This is a genomic window from Jatrophihabitans telluris, assembly GCF_023516435.1.
Taxonomy (GTDB): domain Bacteria; phylum Actinomycetota; class Actinomycetes; order Mycobacteriales; family Jatrophihabitantaceae; genus Jatrophihabitans_A; species Jatrophihabitans_A telluris.
The window spans coordinates 3,421,454-3,445,212 of record NZ_CP097332.1; the positions used below are offsets into that span (position 1 = coordinate 3,421,454).

Here is a 23,759-nt window from a genome sequence, read left to right on the forward strand (position 1 = left end):
GGTCAGCACATGAAACCGGCCGCGTCCGATCAGCACTACGGTGCGAGCAGCGCCGACGACCCGTACCTGCCCGAGTCGGGCAACGGTGGTTACCGGGTGACCCGCTACGACCTGGAGCTGAGTTACCGGGTCAGCAGCAATCGTCTGAGCGGCACGGTGGAGATCTCGGCGGTGGCTACCCAGCAGCTGTCCCGGTTCAGCGTGGACGCCCATGAACTGCGGGTGTCGAAGGTGGTCGTCAACGGTCGCCGCGCGGCCAAGACAACCCAGCGCGGATCCAAGCTCCACATCTGGCCGGACAGGCCGATCCGGGTCGGTGGCGCGCTGTCCGTCGAGATTCGCTACACGGCCAACCCGGCGCCCCGCAGCGGGCCGTGGGGCGAGGTCGGATGGGAGGAACTCACCGACGGCGTGATCGTGGCCGGTCAACCCAACGGCGCGCCGACCTGGTACCCGTGCAACGACCATCCGAGCGAGAAGGCCAGCTATCGCTTCACCATCACCGCCGATTCGCCGTACACGGTCGTGGCCAACGGTGTGCTTACCGAACGCCGCACCCATTCCAGCCAGACGACCTGGGTGTACGAACAGGCTCAGCCGATGGCCAGCTACCTCGCAACGGTCCAGATCGGGCAGTACGAAAGGCTGGCGCTGGCGACGGAAACGGTTCCGGTCACGCTCGTGCTGCCCCCCCGACTCGGTGCGGCGGCTCGGGCCGACTTCGGTGATCAGCCCCGGATGATCGAGACGTTCGCGCGATTGTTCGGACCGTACCCGCACCCCGGCTACACCGTCGTCGTGACCGACGACGACTTGGAGATTCCCCTTGAAGCACAGGGCATTTCCATCTTCGGCGCCAATCATGTCGACGGTCATGCGGGCAGCGAACGCCTGATCGCGCACGAGTTGGCGCACCAGTGGTTCGGCAACAGCGTGAGCATCCGCAGCTGGCAGCACATCTGGCTCAACGAGGGATTCGCCTGCTACGCCGAATGGTTGTGGTCGGAGTTCTCCGGCGGCGCCAGTGCGGACAAGCTGGCCCGCCGCACCTGGGAGCGACTGGACGATCTCCCGCAGGACCTGACCATCGCGGCCCCCGGGGCCAGGTCCATGTTCGATGACCGGCTCTACAAACGCGGTGCTCTCACCCTGCATGCTGTCAGGCTCAGTCTTGGCGACGACGCCTTCTTCGACATGCTCCAGCAGTGGACGGCCGAGCACCGGGACGCGACCGTCACCACCGACGAGTTCATCCGGCATGTGGCGCGGTTCCGTGACCAGTCGCTGGCGGGCCTGTTCAACGCCTGGCTGTTCGATCGGGACCTGCCGAGCCTGCCCAAGTCCTGAACAACTGCTCGCCGTCGAGCACCCGCAACCGCGGTTGTCGGTCGGTCAACGCGGCCAGGGCTGCGCGATAGCCCGGCGGCGCAGCGAGGTCGATGAGCTGCACCGGCCCAGGCGAGGGTTCGTGGGCCAGCCACCCGTGCAGAGCGGCCGGTGCGGTGGGAGCCGACACCTGCAGCTGGTCGGGCGGGATCGTCAGCCCCCAGCCGCTCGCCTTCAGCACCGCCTCCTTGCGCGTCCAGATCACCGCCCGCTGAGCGGCGTCCTCCGCGTGCTCGACCGGCGCCAGCACGACGCCGTCGAAGCCGTCGAAGCCGGTGCCGCTCACCAGTTCGACGTCCACACCGATCGAGATCGTGTCGGCGTAGCCGAAGAGAACTCGCTCACCGGCGCGACTGAGGCTGATCCGTGTGCTGGGCTTGCCGGCCACCCGCAGTTGGCCGTGCGCGCCGCCGCACCGCCGGCACTCCGCCAGCAACTGGACCGCCGCCGGATGCTGGCCGGTGAGCGCAGCCAGCGCCAGCCTCGCCAGCGCACGCCCACTGGCGAAGCGGTCCTGGTCGTGCGGACGGAGGTAGCGCTCGTGTCGGCGACGCTCGTCGGGCGAAAGCAACAGCCACACGTCCTGGGCGGCGACGAGCGGCGCCCAGAGAATGCTCACCGTCGGTCGCCCTGCCGGATCCACCCCCGCAGTCTCTCACCTCGGCGCCGCCCGCTTCGTAGGATCAGTGGCATGACCGAGACCTCGTTCGTGCCCGACTACCCCAAGCTGCTGGTGCCCACGAACCACATCGAACCGGTGCCGAGACGAATCCGGGCCACCGTCGGTGGCCGCACCGTCCTTGACACCACCGGCGCCCGCTACGTCTGGGAGTGGCCGCCGTTCCCTCAGTACTACATCCCGCTGGCCGACGTGGCGGCTGAGTTTCTCCTCGACGAGAACCATCCGCAACAGCTGTCCCGCGGTACCGCGCACCGGCACGCCCTCAAGGTCGGCGACGACGTACGTCCAGGCGCGGCAAGGGTGTATGGCTCCGACGCGCTGGCCGGCCTGGCCGATACCGTGCGGTTCGAGTGGTCGGCTCTGGACGCCTGGTACGAGGAGGACGAGCAGGTGTTCGTCCATCCGCGGGATCCGTACACGCGGGTCGATGCCGTGCGCTCGACGAGGGCGGTTCGAGTCGAGGTCGAGGGCACCGTGGTCGCGGAGTCGTCCTCGCCGGTGATGGTCTTCGAGACCGGCCTGCCGACTCGGTACTACCTCAACCGCACCGACGTCGACTTCGGCCACCTGGAACCGACTCAGACCCAAACCGCCTGTCCCTACAAGGGCACGACGAGTGGGTACTGGTCGGTCCGCACCCGCGCCGGGCTACGTCCCGACCTGGCCTGGGCCTACGACTTCCCTACTCGGCAACTGCTCCCGATCGCCGGCCTCGTGGCGTTCTACAACGAGAAGGTGGACATCTATCTCGACGACGTCCTGCTCGATCGTCCCCAGACGCATTTCAGCTGACCGAGCCCGGCTGGCCGTCGGAAACCGTCGCCGTGCGCAGGATGTGGTCCCGGAAACGTTCGGCCGCCGGAAGCAACCGACGGTCGGTCGACCACGCGAGACCGACCAACCGGGAGGCGCCGGGGTCCGACACGTGCAGGGCGACCGTGCTGGCCTCCCGGATCGGCTTCGGGTAGTGCGTGGCGGGCACGATGGCGATCCCCAGGCGAGCCGCGACGAGACCACCGAGGGTGGCCAGATCGTCGCATTCCATGGCGATGCCGGCCTCGAAGCCGGCCTCGCGGCACAACTCCAGAGTCGCCTGTCGAAGACCGTGTGGCTGCCGGAGCATTATGAACGGCTCGTTCGAGACCTCGGCCAACGTGACGGTTTCCCGGCCTGACAGCTCATGCCCGCTCCACACGAGCAGCGCCAGCGGTTCCAGCATGAGCGGTCGCCACGACACCTTCGCCACGCTGTGCCGAAGGGAGGTGATGGCCAGATCCACGCCACCGGGAAGAAAATCCGTCGCCACCAGTTCGCCGCGCAGGGCGTGCAGGGCGAAGTGGACACCGGGATGGGCATGCAGGAACGGCCCGACCAACGACGGCACGAGTTCGGTCCCCAAGGATGGCTGGAAGGCCAGGGACACCTCACCGCCCTCGGGTGAAACGGACTCGGCCAACGCGGCCAGGCCGTCATCGAGCTCGTGCAGGGCGCGGTCCACGTACGCCTTGAAACTCGCCCCCGCCCGGGTCATTCGCAGAGTGCGCCCGGAACGGACCAGCAGTGGCACACCCAGCTCGCGCTCGAGTCGCGCCAGAGCACGCGACACGCCGGACTGGGTTACCGACTCGAGGTCACTGACCTCGGTGACCGTCACGCCGTCGGCGACCTGTTGGAACCAGCGTAACGACGCCACGTCCATATCTATGACCCTAAAGCATGAGTCGGTGCCCGCCTAGTCATTGGACGCATGGAAGCGATTCGCCCACCATGGATGAGACACCTACTGGAGGTCACGATGAACCCCTCGACGAACGAACGCCCTGCCGTTTCTTCTGTTCTGAACAAGTTGCGTCAGCATCGGGCCACGCGCGCCCGCCGTGCGGCGCTCGCCCGCGATCTGGCCACCTTCGACACGCCTGCGGCGATCCTGGACTTCGCGGCAATGCTCGATCGATACCCCGACGAGGACACGGCCGAGCTGCGCGCCACCGTCGCCTGGAACCGGGCGGCCTGATTCTTGCCCCGCGCTGATGGCGGCGACCCAAACGCGATCGCCTGCTCTCAGTTCGCGGCCTTGGCCAGGTTCTTGTCCGGGTCCATCTTGCGGGCGCCGGTCATATAGCTCACCGCGTCGTCCATGCTGTTCGTCTTGGGATCGATGACGCCGAGAGAGCCGCCGAGCCGCTGAATATGGATGCGGTCGGCCACCTCGAAGACGTTGGGCATGTTGTGACTGATCAGGATGATTCCCAGTCCCTGGTCGCGCAGGTCCTTGACGAGCTTGAGCACCTGACCGGTTTCCCGCACGCCCAGCGCGGCGGTGGGCTCGTCCAGGATGACGACCTTTCCGCCGAATGCTCCGGCCCGTGCGACAGCGACCGCTTGGCGCTGACCACCGGAAAGGGTCTCCACGGCCTGATTGATGTTCTGCAGCGTGCTGATGCCGAGCTTCTTGATCTCGGCGCCGGCCTGGCGTTTCATCTCGGCCGAGTCGAGCATCCGCAACCACTGCCCGAGCGGGCCCTTGCGACGGATTTCCCGAGCGAGAAACATGTTGCTGGCGATGTCGAGCGCCGGCGCGACGGCCAGTGTTTGGTAGACCGTCTCGATACCGACCGCGCGAGCGTCCTTGGTCGTCTTGAACGTGACCGGCTGGCCGTCCACGAGGATCGTGCCGCCGTCGGGGATCATCGCCCCCGACAGGCATTTGATCAACGTGGACTTGCCCGCTCCGTTGTCGCCGATCACCGCGAGAACTTCGCCCGGGTACAGCTTGAGGTCAACGCCGGACAGGCCGACCACGCGCCCGAACAGCTTTACCAACCCGCGGGCCTCTAGGACGGGCGTCGGCTGTCCAGTCGGAGTGCTTGTCATCTCGTCATGCTCCTAACGGGGTGGTCCACGCGCGGGAGCGGTGGTCGCGGCTTACCGGCACGGGCGAACTCATCGCCGCGCTCATGCCTTCACTCGTCGGATCCACTGGTCCACCGACACGGCGATGATGACCAGGAAGCCCGTCGCGAGGACCTGGTACTGCGGGTCATACCCCGCCAACGCAAGGCCGTTGTCGAAGACCTGGACGATGACCGCGCCGATGAGGCTGCCGACGAGCAGTCCGCGGCCACCGAACAAGCTGGTGCCGCCGATGACCACCGCGGTGATCGATTCCAGGTTGGCGTTCGCGCCGCTGTTGGGGTCACCGCCCCCGACCCGCCCGATCAGGACCCAGGCTGCAACGGCTATCGCCACTCCGGCGACGATGTAGGCCGACAGGATCACCCGCTTGGTCTGGATGCCGGCCAGGCTGGACGCCTCGACGTCATCACCGGTTGCGTACAGGTGCCGTCCCCATGCGGTGTAGCGCAGCGCGAAGGCGACGACGATGTAGAGCGCAAGCATCAGCAGGACGCCGTTGGTCACGGTGAAACTACCGATCGAGTGGATGTCACCGGTCTTGAGCAAGAAGGATCCGGGAGCGAGCTGGATGGTCTGTCCCTGGGCGTAGAGCAACGTCACCGCCGTGAAGATGCCCAACGTGCCCAGCGTGACGATGAACGGGGGCAACTTTATTCGGGTCACCAGCAGACCGTTGATCGTGGAGGCGAGAACAGCCACGGCGAGGCCGATCAGCAGGGCCAGCCCGCCGGGAAGGCCGTTGTGGGAAACGAGTTTCGCCATCATCAGCGATGACAGCACCATGATCGCGCCGACGGACAAGTCGATCCCGGCGGTCAGGATGATCAGCGTCTGACCCACCGCGAGCGAACCCACGATGGAAAGCTGTTGCAGAACCAGGGAAAGGTTGGCCGGCCGCATGAACCGGTTGCTCAGGAAACTGAACACGATCAGGGCCAGCACGAGAACGATCGCGGGGCTCAAGGCCGGCTGCCGGTGCAGCAGCTCATGCACCCGCTGCCCGAGCGTATGGGAGTCTCCTGCGAGGTCCTCGGCGCTGGCAGGCGCACCCTCATCGACGTTGAGTGTCATTGGCTACCTTTCGTGGGCAGTACCGGTAGGTATCCGCCGCTGCGAGAGCAAGGGCGGTTAAGCCTTGATCTCGGCGGCGGGCGGCGAGGCCGCCCGCCGGTCGAGATCACCTTGAGCACTCTGCTGTGCTGTGAAGGGTATTCCTGATCAAGGCAGGGCGATACGGGTCAGCTGCCCCAGCACGCCTGGGCCGCGGTAGCGGAGGTCTCGCTGGTGACGCCGCCCAGCGGCTTGTCCGTTGCCAAGGCGGTGCCGGTGTTGAAGAAGGACAGGCCCGCAGACGTCGTGGGCTTCGATCCGCCCGCCGCCAGCTTCGCGATCGCGTCGACACCCAGGCTGGCCATCTTGCCCGGGTACTGCACCGCGTCCGCCGTGAACTCCCCCGTGCCGAGGAACTTCAAACCGGCGCAGCTTCCGTCGATGGCGAAGATCAGAACGCCGTTCTGCTTGCCCGCTGCCTTGAGCGCGTTGTAGCCGCCCTCGGCCGCCGGCTCGTTGATCGCGTAGACCACGTTGATGTTGGGATTGGCCGACAGGCAGTTCTCCATGGCGGTGCGGCCACCGTCGATGGCGCCTTGGGTGGGCTGATGACAGGCGATCTGGTACTCGCCGCCGGAGTAGCTGCCGCTCGGCGCTTCCTTTCCGTTCTGCGTGGTGCTGTTCGGGTTGATCCCGAGGCCTTCCAGGAACCCGTGGTCACGCTGGATGTCGACCGAGACCACCTGGTTGTTGAACAGGTCGAGCATCGCGATCACGGCCTTCTTGCCACCGAGGGCCTTGGCCGCGTATTGCCCGTCGAGCTTGCCGGCAGCCTCGTTGTCAGTGGCGTAGGTGATGTCGGCGGTGGAGGGAGGGTTCGGCGCGGTGTCCAGGGCGATCACGAAGATGCCCGCCTTCTTGGCCTGGTTCAGGGCGGCGTTGACGGCATCGCCGTTCGTCGTGATCAGAATTCCCTTGTCCCCGCGGGAAATCGCGTTGTCGATGGCGGTGATCTGGGACTGGGTGTCACCGTCCTGCTTGCCGGCGGCCACGGTCAGCTTCACGTTGTCCTTGGCTGCCGCGGTCTTGGCGTCCTTCTCCATCGAGACGAAGTAGGGGTTGGTCAGCGTCTTGAGAATCAGTGAGACGCCGACCGACTTACCGGAAGATCCGCCCGCCGTTCCTCCGGTACCGGAGGTGTTCTTCGATGAGCTGCAGCCGGCTGCGGCGACAGCGAGGGCGGTGACACCCGCCGCGAGGGCCAGGGCACGCGGTTTGGGAAAACCTCTGTAAGAAAGAATGTTGGGCATGAACTACCTCTCGGGGGAAGTGGAAAGCCTCGGACATTCCAAGACATGTAACAACCCGATTACGCGCTGTTGCGCCGGTTGCGATGGGAGAACGCTAGGCGCCATCGAAGCCCTTGCGCAAGGGCTTTCGCGGTGTAGATTGTGCCGGGGAGTAACAATCTGGTTACAAGGGGGATCGTGACCCGTGACAACAATGCGTGACGTCGCGATGGCTGCACAGGTTTCGATCTCGACCGTTTCCCACGTTCTGAACGGGACGCGCTTCGTCGACCCCGCCACGGAAACCCGGGTGCGGGCGGTGATCGAACAGCTCGGCTATCGGCACAACCATCTGGCGCGCGCGGTCGCTCGCGGGGGACGGTCGCAGTCGATCGGAGTCGGCGTTTCGGCGTGGACGAATCCATACTTCGGCGCGGTCGTGTCGGCTATCGACTCCGCCGTGGCCGACTTCGGTTCGACGCTCCTGCTGGGCGAGACCGGCGAGGACGAGGAGCGAGAATACCGATTGGTGACGAGCCTGCTCGAGCGTCGAGTCGATGGCATCGTGCTCGCCCCGGGGCCGCGATCGGCTGAGCGAACGCTTCCCATGCTCGAGGCGGCCAAGACTCCGACGGTGCTCCTCGACCGGATCTATCCGGCCGCGAAGCTGGATCAGGTGGGAACCGACAACATCGAACCGACCGCCAGCCTGGTCGATCACCTGGCCCAAACGCACGGGAAGCTGCGCATTGGCCTGGTCTCCGGACTACCCGGACTGAGCACCACTCATGAGCGGCTGCTCGGCTATCAGACCGGCCTGCAACGTAACGGGATCGCTTTCGACCCCACTCTCGTGGGGGACGGCGGATCCTCGGTCGAACAAGGGGAACAGGCCGCCGCGCGAATGCTGGCCACCGAGGATCCACCCACTGCGATCATCGCGGGGAACAACGAGATGTCTGTCGGCACGCTGAGGTGGCTGCGGACCAACCGGCTGAGCGTTCCTGATGACGTCGCGTTCTGCGGGTTCGACGATTTCGACTGGGCCGAACTGATGACATCGCCGATCACGGCCATCGCGCAGGATTGGCCCCGAATCGGACTGCGAGCGGTCAGCCTGCTGCGGGCGCGCCTGGAGGACACGACCCTGCCGTACAGCATCGACCGGTTGCCGGCGAGCCTGATCATCCGCAATTCCTGCGGCTGCCCGTAGTGCGCACCCGAGCCTGGGCCATCGTCCCGGCGAGAAGGGTTGGACGTCCCCGTTCAGGCGGTTGTGCTTCGTGCGATGACCGCCTAGGTTCTCAACCAAGCAGTTGAGATTCTGGGGAGGCACCGATGACCGACTCGTTGTCGCGGGCATTCGCGGCGCTCGCCGATCCGACCCGACGGGACTTGGTGACGCGACTGTCCGACGGCGACGCCACGGTCGGGCTGTTGGCGGCGCCGTACCCGGTGAGCGTGCAGGCCATCTCCAAGCATCTGAAGGTGCTGGAGGAGGCCGGTCTGGTGAGCCGCGGCCGGGAGGGGCACCGCAGCCCGGTACACCTGGAGGCGGAGGTGTTCGACCTGATGACGAAGTGGATCGAGCGGTACCGGGAGCGGGCTGAGGCTCGTTACCTACGGCTCGATGCCGTGCTGGCCGAGCTGAGCGAAGGAACCGAGGCATGACCGTCCCTACGGACCCGGCCGAGCGTCATCGCGTGGTGGCCGCTGCTTTCACGGCCCGCGTGCGAAACGCCTCCGACTGGGATGCCCCCGCGCCGGTGGCAGGATGGCGCGCCCGCGACGTGGTCGCCCACCTGGTCGAGTGGTTCCCGGACTTCCTGAAGACAGCGACCGGTCTGACGCTCGATCGCGGCCCGTCTGCGGAGCACGACCCGGTCGCGGCCTGGCAGGTGCACACCGACGCGGTACAGCGACTGCTCGACGGGCCACAGGCAGGGACAGCCTTTCGTCACCCGATGGTGGGCCAGATGCCGCTGCCGGACGCGGTCGATCGGTTCTACACAACCGACGTTTTCATGCACACGTGGGACCTTGCCCGCGCAACCGCGCAGGACGAACGGCTGGACCCGCAGACCTGCGAAGACCTCCTCGCGCAGATGGTTCCCATCGAGGACCTGATGCGATCCTCGGGCCAGTACGGAGCCCGGGTCACGGTGCCCGACGATGCCGACGCACAGACCCGCCTGCTCGCCTTCATCGGCCGAGACCCGCTACGCGGCAGGCAATGACCTCGCGCGTCCCAGCGGCCTCTGCGGTGCCGGGAGGGCCGGCGCACGACCGGGATCGAGTGCGTCGCGTGGCTAGGCGTCGTAGGCGAGTGAGGCCGACAGGGCGCGGTGGGCCTCGATCTGGGATCGGATGGTGGAAAGATTTCGCTCCTCGGCGGCCATCGCATCCGCGCCGGCGACGAAGCGGAGCGGCAGGTCATCCGAATCCGAGATCTGTACCAGCGCCTGAGCCAGCTTTCTCGGATCGCCCCCCTGCTGCCCGTTCATGCTCTTCCACGCGGTGATCGTGGTGGCGGTGCGATCGGCGTAGTCATCGATGTCCAGCGCCGGCCAGATTGTGGAGCTGCCTTCGACGAGCAGTTCGGTACGGAAGAACCCGGGTTCCACGGCCATCGTCTTGATTCCGAACGGTTCGACGTCGAAACGCAGTGACTCGAGCCAGCCTTCGAGGGCGAATTTCGAGGCGGCGTAGGCGGCGCAGAATTCCTGACCGATCAGGCCGGCGGTGCTGGTCACCGTGATGACCTGCCCACTTCGTTGCCCACGCATGATCGGCAACACGGCGCGAGTTACGTTGAGTGGGCCGAAGAAGTTGGTCTCCATCTGAGCCCGAAACTGTTCGGGGCTGATGGTCTCGAAGTAGCCCGCGTAGAAGTTGCCGGCGTTGTTCACGAGCACGTCGATACGCCCGAACCGATCAAGGGCGGTCTGCGCCGCGTGTTCGGCAGCCGACGGGTCGGTGATGTCAAGGGTGACCGCGAGCAGCTTGTCGTGGGTCCCGACCGCCTCCTCGACCCGGGCGGCGTCACGCCCGGTGGCCACAACCGCATGTCCCGCGGCAAGCGCCGACTGAGCGATGTCGATCCCGAGGCCTCGACCGGCTCCGGTGATGAACCACACTGTGCTGATCACGGTTATGCCTTTCTCATCTCGCTGAGGGCACTTCGGCCAGCTCATGTTCTCGGTCAAGCGCCACCTAGGCTCGGGTCAGTACTGCTGGGCGCCGATCAGTATCTGGCGAGTTCTCCGGCCAATTTCGCGGTGGCCGCCCACGTCGCGAGCAGCTTCAGGCCGTCGGCGGCGGGAGTGTTCGGGTCGGCGGTGTAGACGTTGAGGCGCAGCTCGGGCTCGGAGCCAAGCTCTAAGCCTTCGAAGTTCAGATCGAGTTCGCCCACCGCGGGATGCCTGAGACGCTTACGGCCACTGCGGTGGAATTTGACGTTGTGCGAGGCCCAGTGCTGACGAAACAGCTCGCTCTGTGTCGACAGCTCGCCGACGAGCGTGATCAGCTCCTTGTCGTACGGGTTGCGGCCGGCCTCGAGGCGCAGCATCGCTGCCGCGTCGGTGGCCATGCGGTCATAGTCGATGAAGAAGTCCCGCGCAGCAGGGTCCAGATACATGAACCGGGTGGTGTTGGCTGGACGCCTGTTGCTGGCTCCGGCGACGGGCGAGGCCAGGACGGGCGAGTACAGGGCTTGCGCCAGCTGGTTCATGGCGAGGATGTCGTGACGAGCGTTGCGCACCCAGGCCGGAGCTTCGGTGATCGCGTCGAGCACCTGCTGAATCACCGGCCTGACCGACGTGGGCGCCGGACGTTGACGCCGGCTGCTCTGAGGCCCAGCCGCATGGGCCAGCGCGAACAGATGCTCACGCTCGGCCTCGTCGAGCTGCAACGCGTCGGCGACTCCTTCGATCACTGAGTCGGACGCGCCGGCGAGGTTGCCTCGCTCCATGCGGACGTAGTAGTCGATGCTCACGCCTGCAAGCAGCGCGACCTCCTCGCGACGCAGTCCCTTGACGCGCCGATTGCCGCCGTAGGCGGGCAATCCCGCCTGGTCAGGGGTAATGCGGGCGCGTCGGGAGCTGAGGAATTCGCGCACCTCGACTCGGTTGTCCATGCCACCACGGTAGGCGCGTGACCGGGGGCGTGGGAGGTACCGCTATTACCTGGAAGACCAGACACTCCCTGGCGCTCTCGCGACCCTCTTCACTGAATCCATGAGCTCAACGGCACCAGCCCGACTCCACACCCGCGCCGTCCTGGTGATCATCTTGGTCAGCTATTTCATGATCCTGCTGGACAACTCGATCATCTTCACCGCCCTGCCGAGGATCCATTCGGCGATGCACTACTCCGATACCGGCCTGGCCTGGGTCCAGGACGCCTACACCCTCGTCTTCGGCGGCCTTTTGCTGCTGGGCGCTCGGGCCGGTGACCTGCTGGGACGTCGGCGCGTGTTCATCGTCGGCCTGGCCGTCTTCGCCGTGGCCTCGCTGCTCGTCGGACTGTCTCCGGCGGGCTGGTCGTTGATCGCTGCGAGGGGTTTGCAAGGCATCGGCGCGGCAATCGTCGCACCGTCGTCACTGTCGTTGCTCACGGCCAGCTTTCCCGCCGGACCCGCGCGCGCCAGAGCAGTTGCTCTCTACGGCGCGACCGCAGGTATCGGCTCCAGCCTCGGCCTTGTCGTCGGTGGAGCGCTTGCGGACTGGGTGTCGTGGCGAGCCGGGTTCTTTCTAAACGTCCCGATCGGCATTGCCATGATCGTGCTGGCGCCTCGGTACTTGCCAGAGACAACGACCAAGCGGGGTCGCTTCGATCTCACCGGCGCAATCTGCGCGACCGTCGGTGTCGGGGCCATCGTCTACGGCATCATCCACGCGGCCGACGCCTCCTGGACGTCCCCGACCACGCTGGCATCGCTTGCTGTCGGCCTGGGTCTGGTCGTTGCTCTGGCGCACTTCGAACGTGGCGCTGCGCAGCCGATCATGCCGCTGCGCTTGTTCGTGAGCCGTGAGCGCGTTGGGGCCTATCTCGGCCGATTCCTCTACCTCGCGGCGATGATCGGATTCTTCTATTTCGGCACGCAGTACCTCCAAGGCGTCCTCGGGTTCAGCGCGTTCCGGGCCGGCGTTGCCTTCTTCCCGATGACGGTTGTCAACTTCGCCGTCGCCATGGCGATCCCGCGCCTCACCGCCCGGCTCGGCCTAGGCATCCCCTTGGCCACGGGCGTTGCGGCCACGTTGATCGGCATGTGGTGGCTGGCCCAGGTCGGCGTCACCAGCTCGTACTGGAGCGCGGTGGCGGCCCCCATGCTGTTCATCGGCGCAGGTCAGGGCCTGGCGTTCGCGCCGATGACCTCGGCAGGAATCTCCGGCGTGGACGCCGACGACGCTGGAGCCGCGTCCGGTCTCGTCAACACTTTTCATCAGCTAGGAATGGCACTCGGCCTCGGCGTTCTGGTCACTACGTCAGCCAACTCGGGCAGCCACCTCACCTCCGCCGCAGCAGTCTTGACCGCACGCGTGGACACCGCACTCAGCGCCGGGTCAGTCCTGCTGGCACTGTGTCTGATCGTCACCGTCGCGCTCGTCGTGGTGCCCGGGGTGTCGGTGCGGCGGCCTGGGCTCACATCCCTCGACAGGACACAGCCCATCCCCACCGACGGACCCGCTCTGGCGACGGCCGCGAACAAGTGACACCTCAACCAGCAGGAGCAGCGAGCGCGTAGAACTCGAGTCCCAACCGCGTCAGACGTTGAAGCGGAACTCGACTAGTCCTCCCGCCACAGCGCGTAGAAGTCGAGTCCCAGCCGCGTCAGACGTTGAAGCGGAACTCGACGACGTCCCCATCGGCCATGACGTAGTCCTTGCCTTCGATCCGCACCCGGCCCCGCGACTTCGCCTCAGCCATCGACCCGGCATCGACGAGGTCGGCATAGGAGACCACTTCGGCCTTGATGAACCCGCGTTCGAAGTCGGTGTGGATGACGCCCGCCGCCTGCGGAGCGGTCGCGCCACGCCGAATCGTCCACGCGCGCGCCTCCTTCGGCCCGGCGGTCAGGTAGGTCTGCAGTCCCAGAGTGTCGAAGCCGAGGTGGGCGAGCTGATCGAGACCGGACTCCTCGACGCCCATGGACTGCAGCAGCTCCAACGCCTCCTCCGGTTCGAGCTCGACCAGCTCGGATTCTGTTTTGGCGTCGAGGAAAACCGCGTCGGCCGGCGCCACGAGATCGCGCAGCGAGGTGATGAAATCGGCGTTGGCCAGCTCACCCGGGTCGACGTTGAAAACGTAGAGGAACGGCTTGGCCGTCATGAGATGCAGTTCCCGGAGCGGCTCGGGGTCAAGGCCGGCGGCAAAGACCGTACGACCCTCTTCCAGCACCTTCTGCGCTGCCTCGACCGCAGCCACGACGGACACTTTGTCCTTCTGAATACGGGCTTCCTTCTGCAACCGCGGCAGCGCCTTCTCCACGGTGTCGAGGTCGGCCAGGATCAGCTCGGTGTTGATCGTTTCGATGTCGTCGGCCGGCGACACCTTTCCGTCGACGTGAACGACATCGGGATCGGTGAAGGCTCGGATCACCTGACAGATCGCGTCGGCTTCGCGGATGTTGGCCAGGAACTTGTTGCCCAGCCCCTGCCCCTCCGACGCGCCGCGGACGATGCCGGCGATGTCGACGAAGCTCACGGTGGCGGGGACCACCTTCGCCGAGCTGAAGATCCCGGCCAGCACGGTCAGCCGCGGATCGGGCACCCCGACGACCCCGACGTTGGGCTCGATGGTCGCGAACGGGTAGTTCGCCGCGAGCACATCGTTGCGGGTCAACGCGTTGAACAGGGTGGACTTGCCGACGTTGGGCAGGCCGACGATGCCGATAGTGAGAGCCACGAGGCGCCAGTCTACTGGGGTCCCGAGCAGGCGCTGACCGTCCCGCCGCCGTCTGAGCTGGCGGGGCCGCTGCCGTCCGCGCGCGGAATTCCCCCTTGACGACGGGCACGATCGAAGCGCAATATTCAACACATGATGAATTATGACCACGCGGTGGTCGTGAGCGGCCTGACCGTGGTTCGCGGTGGGCACATCGTTCTCGACGATCTCGACCTGACTATGGCGCCGGGACAGATCACCGGGCTCCTCGGACCGAGCGGTTGCGGGAAGACCACGCTGATTCGTGCGATCGCCGGTGTCCAGATCATCCGGGCCGGCCACATCGACGTTCTCGGCCGTCCGGCGGGCGTGCCATCACTACGCCGGCGGGTCGCCTACGTCACGCAGGCCAGCTCGGTCTACCCCGACCTCACCGTCACCGAGAACCTCCGATACTTCGCCGCGATGGCCGGTGTTGTCCCCAGTGGGATCGGGCGCTACCTCGACCAGGTAGGGCTGCGCGACCAGGCCGACGCCCTCACCGGGACCCTGTCGGGAGGACAGCGCACTCGGGTCTCCTTGGCCGCGGCCTTGCTGGCCGAACCTGAATTGCTGCTGCTCGACGAGCCGACGGTCGGCCTGGATCCGGTACTTCGCCGCGACCTGTGGCAGCTCTTCCGCTCGCTGGCCTCAGCGGGACGGACACTGCTGGTGTCCAGTCACGTCATGGACGAGGCGGGCCGCTGCGACGAGGTGCTGCTGCTCCGACAGGGCCGCCTGATCGCCCAGGACAGCCCACGCCGGCTGCTCGCCCGTACAGGTACCGACGATCTCGAGTCGGCCTTCCTCGCCCTGGCCGAGGCCACCGACGCCCCTTCCGGCAAGGAGATTCCGGCATGAACGACACCTTCCGGCGCACCGGGGCCACCGCATCGCGAGTCCTGCGCCAGCTGGGCCACGACCGCCGCAGCGTCGGCCTGCTCATCGTCGTACCCGCGATATTGCTAGCCCTGTTCAAGTACGTCTACAGCGGCGCGGACGTCGTCTTCGAGCGGATCGGCCCGCAGTTACTGGGGATCTTTCCGTTCATCATCATGTTCCTGATCACGTCGGTGACGATGGTGCGCGAGCGAACCTCCGGCACGCTCGAGCGCCTGCTGACCACTCTCCTGCGGCGCGGTGAACTGATCGCCGGCTACGCACTGGCCTTCGGCCTGGCCGCGGCGATCCAGTCCGCGGTCACCGTCACGGTGTCCTTGGGACTGCTCGAACTGTCCGTGCGCAGCGTGTGGGTCGTAGTTGTCTTCGCCGTACTCGACGCGGTGCTCGGCACCGCCTTGGGCCTGCTGTTCTCCGCGTTCGCTACCACCGAGTTCCAGGCCGTCCAATTCATGCCTGCTGTGGTGTTGCCGCAATTGCTGTTGTGCGGACTGCTCAATCCGCGCCAGAACATGGCGACCGCGCTGCGATGGCTCTCCGACGTCCTGCCGCTGACCTACGCCACCGACGCCTTCACCCGAGCCGGGACGCAGGTGGGGTTGAATGGCCCGATGTGGCGGGATCTGGTGGTGCTGCTCGGGTGCCTGGCCGTGGCCCTGGGTCTGGCGTCGCTGACCCTGCGCCGCCGAACGGCGTGAGCGACTCAGCCCAGGCTCGCGGGGCCGGCCAGGCTCGCGGGGCTGCCCCGAGCGGCCGTTCGAGAGGACGGCCCCGCAACACCGGATCCGAGGACACGCGCGACCACCTCATCAACTCCGCGCGGGTCCTCTTCGCCGCCAACGGATTCAACGGCACGTCCGTCCGGGCGATCGCCGCCCGGGCAGGTGTCGACGCAAGCCTGATCCGACATTATTTCGGGGACAAGGCCGGCCTGTTGGTCGCCTCGATGGCGTTGCCGGTCAACCCCGTGGACCTGGTGCGTGAAGCGTTCGAGCAGGGGCCGGCCGGGTTGGGCAGCCGGATCATCAGGACCTTTCTGACCGCGTGGGACCCCCATCGCAGCGTCTTCAGCGCGTTGCTGCGGACGTCCATGGCGACCGCCGAGCAGGATCCGCCGGTCGTGCAGATGATGCGGGGCGTCGTGCTCACCGGGCTCACCGGCGTGATGACCGGCGAGGACCGCGAACTGCGCGCCGAACTCGTCGTCGCCCAGATCGTGGGGCTCGCCTCGCTGCGGTACGTGCTGGCGATCACGCCCCTGGCAAACGCCCCGGTCGAGGACGTGGCGGCCCGCTACGGTCCGGCGCTGCAACGACTCATCACGCCGGCGGCGGAAGAATGAGTGGCGGCTGGCGGCGCCATTGAGCCCTGCGGGCGGCGCCACTGAGCCCGGCCTCGCGCCGGTCCCGGAAATGTCAGAGGCGTGAGTCATCCTCGTTTCATGGTTTCCGTCGCACTCCTCTGTCTGGTTGTCGGGCTCGCCGCCGGCGCTCTCATCGGGCATCTCTACACCCGGGGGCGCGCGGCCTTGTCGGCCTTGGCTCGCGCCCAGGTGGACGCGGCGCGCGGCGGGTCGGCTCATGACCTGGCCCAACGACAACACGCGATCGCCGCGATGGTCGGACCGCTGCAGAGCAGCCTCGACGCCGTGCAGGCTCAGCTGCGGCTGTCCGAACGCGATCGGTTGAGCGCCCAGGCCGCTCTGGACGAACATCTGGCGGCCATGCGGGTGACGACGGAAGGCCTGCGTACCGAGACGAGCCAGCTGGTGACCGCGCTGCGTGCGCCGCAGGTCCGCGGCCGGTGGGGTGAGCTGCAGCTGGAACGTGCGGTCGAGGCTGCCGGCATGGTCGAACACGTCGACTACCGCACGCAGGTGACCGTCGCCGGCCCCGACGGCACTGTCCGGCCGGATCTGGTCGTGACACTCGTCGGCGGGCGCGAGATCGTCATCGACGCCAAGGTGGCTTTCTCCGGATATCTCGAAGCGATGGAGGCCACGACCGAGGCGCGCCGCACCGACCGGCTTCGCGCGCACGCACGGCAGCTGCGTGCCCACGTTGACGGCCTGGCCGACAAGACGTACTGGGACGCTTTCGAGTCGACCCCGGAGTTCGTGGTCTGCTTCGTGCCGGCTGAGGCATTCCTCGACGCCGCTCTCAGGCAGGACCCGACCCTCTTGGAGCACGCGCTGGCGCGCAACGTCGTCATCGCGACGCCGAGCACCCTGGTGGCGTTACTACGCACCATCGGCTACAGCTGGCGGCAGGAGGCGCTGGCGCGCAACACCGCCGAGGTGAGCAAGCTCGGCCGGGAGCTGCACCAACGGCTGTCCACGATGAGCGGCCACCTCGACAAGGTGGGCCGCTCGCTGTCCTCGGCGGTGACCGCGTTCAACTCCACAGTTGGCGCCTTCGAGAGCCGGGTTCTGGTCACCGCTCGCCGATTCGACGATCTGTCCGTCGTCGATTCCAGCGCCCATGGTGGCCTGCCGGCACCTGAGCAGATACTGGCAACCACCCGGGCTGTCAGCTCGGAGTAGCAGGCGCGGCGGGTACCGTACGACCGTGCCCCCCGAGAACGGAGCCGCCTAGGTGTCCGGAACGTCCAGTGCGTCGGAATACGACAAGTACGCGCGTTACCGCTCGTCGGCTACCCCGCGAAACGGTGACTGGTCCGAGCCGACCGTCGCCCAGCGCCGCGCCGCGCCGGGCACCGGCTACGACAGCGTCCACCCACAGACCGGTCATCCGGCCAGGCCGGAATCGGAGCCTTCGCCAGACCGCGCCGGTCGCCTCGGCGATCCGCGCCGCGAAGGCCAGCAAGGCAAGCAAGGCCAGCAGGGCGGCGGACCGGGTCGATCGACCGATCGCGGGGTACCCGGCTGGGCGGCGGTCCTCGTCCTCATCGTCATCGCCGGCATCGGCGGCCTCATTGACCAGATCAGCGGCGCGTCCATTCAAGGGGCCTTCAACTGGGCCCTGATCGTCGCCTCGTTGATCGCGATCCTCATCGTGCGCCGGGGTCAGATGTTCCCCGTCGTGATCGCTCCCCCGCTCGTGTACTTCATCGCCTCCGCGGCCAAGCTCTACATCAGTTCGAACGGTCTCAAGAGCCGTGGCGCGCTGATCGACGCCGCCTCTAACTGGCTGGTTTACGGCTTCCCGGCCATCGCTGCCGCCACTGCGATCGTGCTGCTCATCGCCGGGATACGAATGCTCGCCCGACGCTGAGCGAGAAGGATCAGGCCTTCGCCGACAAGCGCAGATCCCGACGCAACTCCTGCGGCAACGCGAAGGTCAGGCGTTCCTCGGTGTGATTGACCTCCTGCAGGTCGCCGTATCCCCGCTCGGCCAGCCAGCTAGCCACCTCGGACACCAGGACCTCAGGAACCGAGGCCCCGGAGGACAGCCCGACCGTGCCGACGCCGGTGAGCCACTCCTCGTCGATCGCCGCAGCGTTGTCGACGAGGTAGGCGGCGCGTGCGCCGGCGGTCCTGGCCACCTCGACCATCCGGACCGAGTTCGACGAGTTCGCCGAGCCCACCACCAGGAAGAGGTCCACCTGCGCGGCGATCGCCTTGACGGCGGCCTGCCGATTCTGGGTGGCGTAGCAGATGTCGTCGCTGGGCGGCGACTGCAGGTTCGGGTACCGCTGCCGCAACGCCTCCACCGTCTGCATCGTCTCGTCGACTGACAACGTGGTCTGGGACAGCCAGACGACCTTGTCCGGATCGCGCACCTGGACCTTCGCGGCGTCGGCCGGTCCGTCCACGAGCTTGATGTGATCAGGCGCCTCACCGGTCGTCCCGACCACCTCCTCGTGGCCCTCATGACCGATCAGCACGATGTCGTAATCCTCTGCGGCGAAACGCCGAGCTTCGTTGTGAACCTTGGTCACGAGCGGACAGGTGGCATCGATGGCCTTGAGGTTGCGGGCCGCGGCTTCAGCGTGCACCTCAGGGGCGACTCCGTGCGCGGAGAACACCACGATCGATCCCATCGGCACCTCGTCGGTTTCCTCGACGAAGACCGCGCCGCGCGCCTCCAGCGACCGCACGACGTGCAGGTTGTGCACGATCTGCTTGCGGACGTAGACCGGCGCACCGTAGTGATCCAGAGCATGCTCGACGGTCTGAACGGCCCGGTCGACGCCCGCGCAATACCCGCGCGGTTTGGCCAGCAGCACCCGCTTGATGGGCTCCGTCCGGCCGGTCACGTCCGTGGCAGTGGTGTCAGACATGAGCCCATCGTACGTATCCGGACCGGCCCGACCTCGCGTCACGCCCTCCCGTGCGGCAGGCTGTGGACATGCCCGACGTCCCGATGCCCCTCAAAGTCGCCCTCGGCCTCGCGGCCACCGCCGCCGACGAGCTACGCAAGCTGCCCGAGACGCTGCCCGCGGCGGTGAGCGGCGTACCGATGGTCGCCGTGTCGACCGCGATGCAGGCGTCGATGAAAGTCCAGCAGCGCCTCGCCGTTCTCGCTGCCAAGGGTGAGGAGGTCCTGCACCAATTGCGCGGAACCTCCGACGAACCGCCGTCATGGGCGACCTTCGACGAGGACGGCACCGGCGCGGCGGTTGCGTCATCGGCTGCATCGAATGACTCCGCGAGCGCGCCGTTGCGAGCGGCCTTCGACACGATCGACTACGAGAACATCGGTTATGCCGAGGCCGACGAGGAGGAAGGCCGATGGGGCGCGGTCGGCAGCTCCGCGGTGCCTGTCGAGGACGCCCCGGCCGATAAGGCTCCCGCGGCGAAGGCGCCAGCGGTAAAAAGGGCCGCGGCCAAGAAGCCGACGGTCAGCACCCCGGCCGCCAAAACCCCGGCCGCCAAAATTCCCGCCGCCAAAATTCCCGCCGCCAAGACCCCGGCGGCCAAAACCCCGGCGGCCAAGGCCCCGGCGGCGAGTGCTCCAGCGGCGAAGAAGGCAGCAAAACGTCCGGCGCTGAAGACCGTGACTCCGAAGACGGCGGCTGCGAAGAAGGTGGCTGCAAAGGTGGGCGCTAAAACAGCAGCCGTGAAGAAGGCCGCGCCCCGCAAGACGTCCGGATCGTCCCCGGCCCCTCGCGCTCTCACCCACCGGCTCGCCGACGAACTTGCTGAAGATCTCGTCGCGGACTTGGCCCGGGCCAGCGAGGAGCCGAACGACCAGCGGTGAGCAAGCTCGAATCGTCCCCGGAATCGCCGCTACCGCTGCGTCGGATCAGCCAGGCACTGGCCGAATGGATCGGCCGGCTGGGCGAAGTCTGGGTCGAGGGTCAGGTCGCTCAGTTCACACAGCGACCCGGCGTCGCGACCTACTTCCTGACCTTGCGCGACAGCGACGCCAACATCTCGATGCAGGTCACCTGCAACCGCACCGTGCTCACCGAACCGTTGCGCGAGGGCGCGCGGGTCGTGTTGCGAGCCCGCCCCGATTTCTACGCCGAGCGCGGCAGTTTGAGTCTGCGGGCCACCGAGATCCGTCAGGTCGGAATCGGCGAATTGCTCGCCCGAATCGAACGGCTGCGCCAGCTGCTGGCCTCCGAAGGGCTGTTCGCCGCCGAACGCAAGCGGCGTCTGCCCTTCCTCCCGCAGACCATCGGCCTGATCACCGGCCGGGCCAGCGCCGCCGAGAAGGACGTGGTGGAAAACGTTCGGCGCCGCTTACCCGGGGCGCGGTTCGAGATCGAAAACGCCGCCACTCAAGGAACGAACGCGGTGAACGAGGTGATTGATGCGCTCAAGCGGCTCGATGCCCGTCCCGACGTCCAGGTGATCGTGATCGCGCGCGGCGGCGGCAGTGTCGAGGATCTGCTGCCGTTCTCCAACGAAGCGCTGCTGCGGGCGGTCGTCGCCTGCCGCACCCCGGTCGTGTCGGCGATCGGTCATGAGGCCGATCAGCCGTTGCTGGACCTGGTCGCCGACCTCGCCGCGTCTACGCCGACCGACGCGGCCAAGCGCATCGTGCCCGATCTGGCCGAGGAGGACGGGCGAATCCACGAGGCGCGGCACCGGCTCCGGCAGGCCATCCACCGTCGGCTGGATCATGAGAATCAGCTGATCGCCGGCCTGCCCGAACGTCTGCACCGCGCCGTACGCGGTCAGATCACCACCGGTGCGCAGGAAATCGAGCGGGCTCGCGGCCGCATCCGCAGTCGTCTTGACACCCAGCTGCAGCTCGCCCACGCCGAGACGGCTCAGCTTTTGGCTCGGGTCATCAGCCTGTCACCTCAGGCCGTGCTCGACCGCGGCTACGCGGTGGTGTGGGACTCGGAGGGCGCGCTGGTCCGTGATGCCGCAGACACCTTCGACGGGGAGCCGCTGCGGGTCCGGGTGGCCGACGGCGAGTTCAGTGTCGTCGTCGGGGCCGACCCGGAGGCTGGCTAGAGTGGCGGCGGTGAGTACGCAGCCTGAGGATTCCGTCGACGATATGAGCTACGAGCAGGCGCGCGCCGAGTTGCGAGAGATCGTGGCGAAGCTGGAGTCGGGCGGCCAACCGCTGGAGGAGTCGTTGTTGCTGTGGCAGCGTGGCGAGCAGTTGGCCACCGTCTGCCAGCGTTGGCTGGACGGAGCGCGCACCCGCCTGGAGGCGGCGATCGCCACCTCTGACGCTCCCGACGACTAGGCCGATCGTGGACGCAACGAGGGCAACCTCAACGCTCAGGTGACGCAACGAGGGCAACCTCAACGCTCAGGTGACGCAACGAGGGCAACCTCAACGCTCAGGTGACGGAGCCGGCGAGTTGAACCAGCTCGGGCTGCGGGGCGGAACCGGTCACGATCACCGTCACCTTGCCCATCACCGCTCGCAACAGCTGCCGTCCGTCCTGCCGGGTGAAGTTCTGCCAGGCCGAGCTGCGGCCTGACTGTCCGGGGACCGCCACGCTCGGTGGCGTGGACACGGTCAGCGGCCCGTACTGCGCGGCGACCACGTCAGCGGCGTCGTTGCCCTGCAGTAACTCGGCGTACTTGTCCGAGGGCGAGACCCAGCCGATGTGGAAGCTGGCCCCCACCGAGTTCGCCGGGGGGACGAACTGGGTCGAGGTCGGCCGCCAGCGGGTTGGCAGCCCCTTCGGAGGCAGGACCGCGAACCCGGCCTGCGTGTCTGCGGAGGTGATGGCGGCGTTGACGTCGACCACCCGCACTCCGTCGCTGTGACTGCCGTGGGGCCAGGTCACCAGCACCAGAAACCCGACGAGCGCCACGAGCGGAAACAGGGACCTCCCCAGGTTGGCGGGGGTACGCAGGCGCTGGCGTTCAGCCGAGGTCAACGGGCGGGTCACCCGTCCATGGTGACCTATTCGGCGATCGCGGTGGCAGGTGCCTCCGGTCTCAGGCCCTTCTCGCCACTGCCCTGAGTGGAATCCCCGGCCCTTCCGGTCGGCGCCAGATAGAGCACGGCGATGGCCACCATCATCAGGGCACCGCCGAGCCAGCCCGTCCAGACAAGCCGTTCTCCGATCAACGCCACGGCCAGCACGGTCGCGGCCAGCGGTTCCAGCAACGTCAGGACCGAGGCCACCTCCGACGGCGTGGTCCGCAAACCGTGGAAGAACAGACCGTAGGCCAGCGCCGTGGCCACCACTCCCATGTAGGCCAGCGAGGCCACCGTGCCGGCGTCTGCCGTGAAGGCCAGGCCGGTGAGCACGGCGAACGGTGTGAGCACGAGCGCGCCGACGACACTGGCTACCGTCGTGAGCGCCAGGGGGCCGGCGACGGAATGCAATCGCTGGCTGACCAGGGTGGAGCCGGCGTAGCCCAAGCCAGAGCCGACCGACTCGACGATCCCCAGCCAGGGCGTTGCGTGGGCTGGGCCATGACCCGAAGACGTCAGCGAGATCAGGGCCAGGCCCAACAGAGCCAGAGCCAGCACCACGAGGGACCGCGCACCCGGACTGTGTCGCCGGCGCAGCGACTGCCACGCCGTGATGCTGACCGGGGCGACACCGAGGCTGACCAGCGTCGACACACTCACCCCGACATTGCCGATCGCGGCGAAGTACAGCGCCTGGTACAGGCCCAGCAGCGCTCCGGAAACCAGCAGCGCGAGGCGTTGTCCGGCCGAGGCGCGGCGCCACGCTCGCAGGCTGGGGCGCCCCGCCACGAGCAGGAGAACGGCCGAGGAGAAGACGAGGCGGTACCACCCGATGGAGATGGCCGACAGGTGGCTGTGGTCGGCGACCTTGCGGACGAGAAAGCCGTTGGTGCCCCAGAGGACGGCTCCGAGGCTTACTGCGATCAGCCCTTCACGGGCCCGAAGACGATCGATGGTTGATGACATGCTCACGCGCTTTCGTGCTGGAACCGACGGTGGAGGCGAAAGCCGGGGCAGCATCGATCGCGAGCCGTCCCCTCGATCGAACGCGATCTGGGCAACGGCGTTCAAGGCCGACTGCGGGTGCCCCGGATCAGCTGACCGGGGGCGGCAGCACGGTGCCGGTGCGCGAGGACATGGCGCGCACTCTATCGTCCGGTCGAGACCTCACGCGCGTGAGTTTCGCGGTGGAGGCGGCATTCTCCAACGAAAGGACCGCCGCCCGGACCGCCGAGACCGCCGAGACCGCCGAGACCGCCCACATCGCCAGGACGACGACGGTGATCATCGTCGCGATCCAGGGCGTGCCGA

27 protein-coding genes are annotated in these 23,759 nt (G+C 67.2%); 15 read left to right on the plus strand and 12 right to left on the minus strand.

What is annotated here, in order from left to right; all coding sequences use genetic code 11:
* The first annotated feature begins 9 nt into the window (after positions 1-9).
* Positions 10-1,347 (plus strand): M1 family metallopeptidase, encoded by a 1,338-nt coding sequence (locus M6D93_RS15715; RefSeq protein WP_249770551.1) that lies wholly within the window; start codon positions 10-12, stop codon positions 1,345-1,347.
* Here M6D93_RS15715 and M6D93_RS15720 read toward each other — a convergent pair.
* Positions 1,298-2,005 (minus strand): 4'-phosphopantetheinyl transferase family protein, encoded by a 708-nt coding sequence (locus M6D93_RS15720; protein ID WP_249770553.1) that lies wholly within the window; start codon positions 2,003-2,005, stop codon positions 1,298-1,300. The genes M6D93_RS15715 and M6D93_RS15720 overlap by 50 nt on opposite strands.
* Positions 2,006-2,077: 72 nt before the next feature.
* Between M6D93_RS15720 and M6D93_RS15725 the strand changes: the two genes are divergently transcribed.
* Positions 2,078-2,860, plus strand: coding sequence for a DUF427 domain-containing protein (locus M6D93_RS15725; protein ID WP_249770555.1), 783 nt, complete (start codon positions 2,078-2,080; stop codon positions 2,858-2,860).
* Here the strand turns inward: M6D93_RS15725 and M6D93_RS15730 are convergent.
* On the minus strand, positions 2,853-3,767 hold the full coding sequence (locus M6D93_RS15730; protein WP_249770557.1) for a LysR substrate-binding domain-containing protein: 915 nt from the start codon (positions 3,765-3,767) through the stop codon (positions 2,853-2,855). The genes M6D93_RS15725 and M6D93_RS15730 overlap by 8 nt on opposite strands.
* A gap of 96 nt (positions 3,768-3,863) precedes the next feature.
* Between M6D93_RS15730 and M6D93_RS15735 the strand changes: the two genes are divergently transcribed.
* The gene (locus tag M6D93_RS15735) at positions 3,864-4,082 is read left to right on the plus strand and encodes a hypothetical protein (protein ID WP_249770559.1); all 219 of its coding nucleotides are present in this window, start codon (positions 3,864-3,866) and stop codon (positions 4,080-4,082) included.
* Between the two features lie 47 nt (positions 4,083-4,129).
* On the opposite strand, the gene M6D93_RS15740 is transcribed toward M6D93_RS15735, so the two are convergent.
* From M6D93_RS15740 to M6D93_RS15750, 3 genes are all read right to left on the minus strand, one after another.
* Positions 4,130-4,942, minus strand: a complete 813-nt coding sequence (locus tag M6D93_RS15740; RefSeq protein ID WP_249770561.1) for an ATP-binding cassette domain-containing protein — start codon at positions 4,940-4,942, stop codon at positions 4,130-4,132.
* Between the two features lie 81 nt (positions 4,943-5,023).
* Positions 5,024-6,055: an ABC transporter permease gene (locus M6D93_RS15745; RefSeq protein ID WP_249770563.1), complete on the minus strand. Its 1,032-nt coding sequence runs from the start codon at positions 6,053-6,055 to the stop codon at positions 5,024-5,026.
* Between the two features lie 167 nt (positions 6,056-6,222).
* The gene (locus M6D93_RS15750; protein WP_249770565.1) at positions 6,223-7,344 is read right to left on the minus strand and encodes a substrate-binding domain-containing protein; all 1,122 of its coding nucleotides are present in this window, start codon (positions 7,342-7,344) and stop codon (positions 6,223-6,225) included.
* A 193-nt stretch (positions 7,345-7,537) separates the two neighbouring features.
* On the opposite strand from M6D93_RS15750, the gene M6D93_RS15755 reads away from it, so the two are divergent.
* The 3 genes from M6D93_RS15755 to M6D93_RS15765 all read left to right on the plus strand — a co-directional run bounded on the left by M6D93_RS15755 (position 7,538) and on the right by M6D93_RS15765 (position 9,560).
* On the plus strand, positions 7,538-8,536 hold the full coding sequence (locus tag M6D93_RS15755) for a LacI family DNA-binding transcriptional regulator (RefSeq protein WP_249774220.1): 999 nt from the start codon (positions 7,538-7,540) through the stop codon (positions 8,534-8,536).
* Between the two features lie 125 nt (positions 8,537-8,661).
* Positions 8,662-8,994, plus strand: coding sequence for an ArsR/SmtB family transcription factor (locus M6D93_RS15760; RefSeq protein WP_249770567.1), 333 nt, complete (start codon positions 8,662-8,664; stop codon positions 8,992-8,994).
* Positions 8,991-9,560 (plus strand): TIGR03086 family metal-binding protein, encoded by a 570-nt coding sequence (locus M6D93_RS15765; RefSeq protein ID WP_249770569.1) that lies wholly within the window; start codon positions 8,991-8,993, stop codon positions 9,558-9,560. The genes M6D93_RS15760 and M6D93_RS15765 overlap by 4 nt, the downstream gene beginning before the upstream one ends.
* A 72-nt stretch (positions 9,561-9,632) precedes the next feature.
* Here the strand turns inward: M6D93_RS15765 and M6D93_RS15770 are convergent, their stop codons facing one another.
* Both M6D93_RS15770 and M6D93_RS15775 read right to left on the minus strand, forming a co-directional pair.
* Positions 9,633-10,469 carry an SDR family oxidoreductase gene (locus M6D93_RS15770; protein ID WP_347343673.1) on the minus strand — a complete coding sequence of 279 codons (837 nt, stop codon included), beginning with the start codon at positions 10,467-10,469 and terminating at the stop codon, positions 9,633-9,635.
* Between the two features lie 98 nt (positions 10,470-10,567).
* Positions 10,568-11,458: a helix-turn-helix transcriptional regulator gene (locus M6D93_RS15775; protein WP_249770573.1), complete on the minus strand. Its 891-nt coding sequence runs from the start codon at positions 11,456-11,458 to the stop codon at positions 10,568-10,570.
* 100 nt (positions 11,459-11,558) lie between these two features.
* Between M6D93_RS15775 and M6D93_RS15780 the strand changes: the two genes are divergently transcribed.
* A complete protein-coding gene (locus M6D93_RS15780; RefSeq protein WP_249770575.1) occupies positions 11,559-13,037 on the plus strand; it encodes an MFS transporter in 1,479 nt (492 codons plus the stop codon).
* A 118-nt stretch (positions 13,038-13,155) separates the two neighbouring features.
* On the opposite strand, the gene ychF is transcribed toward M6D93_RS15780, so the two are convergent.
* A complete protein-coding gene (ychF, locus tag M6D93_RS15785) occupies positions 13,156-14,229 on the minus strand; it encodes a redox-regulated ATPase YchF (RefSeq protein WP_249770577.1) in 1,074 nt (357 codons plus the stop codon).
* Between the two features lie 132 nt (positions 14,230-14,361).
* Here ychF and M6D93_RS15790 point away from each other — a divergent pair, with 132 nt between their 5' ends.
* The 5 genes from M6D93_RS15790 to M6D93_RS15810 all read left to right on the plus strand — a co-directional run bounded on the left by M6D93_RS15790 (position 14,362) and on the right by M6D93_RS15810 (position 18,380).
* Entirely contained in the window at positions 14,362-15,108 is a 747-nt protein-coding gene (locus tag M6D93_RS15790; RefSeq protein ID WP_249770579.1) for an ABC transporter ATP-binding protein, read from the plus strand.
* Positions 15,105-15,845, plus strand: a complete 741-nt coding sequence (locus M6D93_RS15795; RefSeq protein WP_249770581.1) for an ABC transporter permease — start codon at positions 15,105-15,107, stop codon at positions 15,843-15,845. Before M6D93_RS15790 ends, M6D93_RS15795 begins: the two co-directional genes overlap by 4 nt.
* Positions 15,842-16,489 carry a TetR/AcrR family transcriptional regulator gene (locus M6D93_RS15800; protein WP_249770583.1) on the plus strand — a complete coding sequence of 216 codons (648 nt, stop codon included), beginning with the start codon at positions 15,842-15,844 and terminating at the stop codon, positions 16,487-16,489. Before M6D93_RS15795 ends, M6D93_RS15800 begins: the two co-directional genes overlap by 4 nt.
* A 99-nt stretch (positions 16,490-16,588) precedes the next feature.
* Positions 16,589-17,689, plus strand: coding sequence for a DNA recombination protein RmuC (locus tag M6D93_RS15805; RefSeq protein WP_249770585.1), 1,101 nt, complete (start codon positions 16,589-16,591; stop codon positions 17,687-17,689).
* 52 nt (positions 17,690-17,741) lie between these two features.
* Positions 17,742-18,380 (plus strand): DUF6542 domain-containing protein, encoded by a 639-nt coding sequence (locus M6D93_RS15810; protein WP_249770587.1) that lies wholly within the window; start codon positions 17,742-17,744, stop codon positions 18,378-18,380.
* Positions 18,381-18,390: 10 nt separating this feature from the next.
* On the opposite strand, the gene M6D93_RS15815 is transcribed toward M6D93_RS15810, so the two are convergent.
* Positions 18,391-19,389, minus strand: a complete 999-nt coding sequence (locus M6D93_RS15815; protein WP_249770589.1) for a 4-hydroxy-3-methylbut-2-enyl diphosphate reductase — start codon at positions 19,387-19,389, stop codon at positions 18,391-18,393.
* 68 nt (positions 19,390-19,457) lie between these two features.
* Between M6D93_RS15815 and M6D93_RS15820 the strand changes: the two genes are divergently transcribed.
* Genes M6D93_RS15820 through M6D93_RS15830 form a run of 3 tightly spaced genes read left to right on the plus strand, consistent with a single transcriptional unit; the run spans position 19,458 to position 21,758 of the window.
* The gene (locus tag M6D93_RS15820) at positions 19,458-20,309 is read left to right on the plus strand and encodes a hypothetical protein (RefSeq protein ID WP_249770591.1); all 852 of its coding nucleotides are present in this window, start codon (positions 19,458-19,460) and stop codon (positions 20,307-20,309) included.
* Positions 20,306-21,520, plus strand: coding sequence for an exodeoxyribonuclease VII large subunit (gene xseA, locus M6D93_RS15825; protein WP_249770593.1), 1,215 nt, complete (start codon positions 20,306-20,308; stop codon positions 21,518-21,520). The genes M6D93_RS15820 and xseA overlap by 4 nt, the downstream gene beginning before the upstream one ends.
* 43 nt (positions 21,521-21,563) lie before the next feature.
* Positions 21,564-21,758 carry an exodeoxyribonuclease VII small subunit gene (locus tag M6D93_RS15830; RefSeq protein ID WP_347343674.1) on the plus strand — a complete coding sequence of 65 codons (195 nt, stop codon included), beginning with the start codon at positions 21,564-21,566 and terminating at the stop codon, positions 21,756-21,758.
* A gap of 97 nt (positions 21,759-21,855) precedes the next feature.
* Here the strand turns inward: M6D93_RS15830 and M6D93_RS15835 are convergent, their stop codons facing one another.
* The 3 genes from M6D93_RS15835 to M6D93_RS15845 all read right to left on the minus strand — a co-directional run bounded on the left by M6D93_RS15835 (position 21,856) and on the right by M6D93_RS15845 (position 23,736).
* Positions 21,856-22,416 carry a DUF4245 domain-containing protein gene (locus tag M6D93_RS15835; protein ID WP_249770597.1) on the minus strand — a complete coding sequence of 187 codons (561 nt, stop codon included), beginning with the start codon at positions 22,414-22,416 and terminating at the stop codon, positions 21,856-21,858.
* Between the two features lie 14 nt (positions 22,417-22,430).
* The gene (locus M6D93_RS15840) at positions 22,431-23,414 is read right to left on the minus strand and encodes a DMT family transporter (protein WP_249770599.1); all 984 of its coding nucleotides are present in this window, start codon (positions 23,412-23,414) and stop codon (positions 22,431-22,433) included.
* 127 nt (positions 23,415-23,541) lie between these two features.
* Complete coding sequence (locus tag M6D93_RS15845) at positions 23,542-23,736, minus strand: hypothetical protein (RefSeq protein ID WP_249770601.1); 195 nt, start codon at positions 23,734-23,736, stop codon at positions 23,542-23,544.
* Between the last annotated feature and the right edge of the window lie 23 nt (positions 23,737-23,759).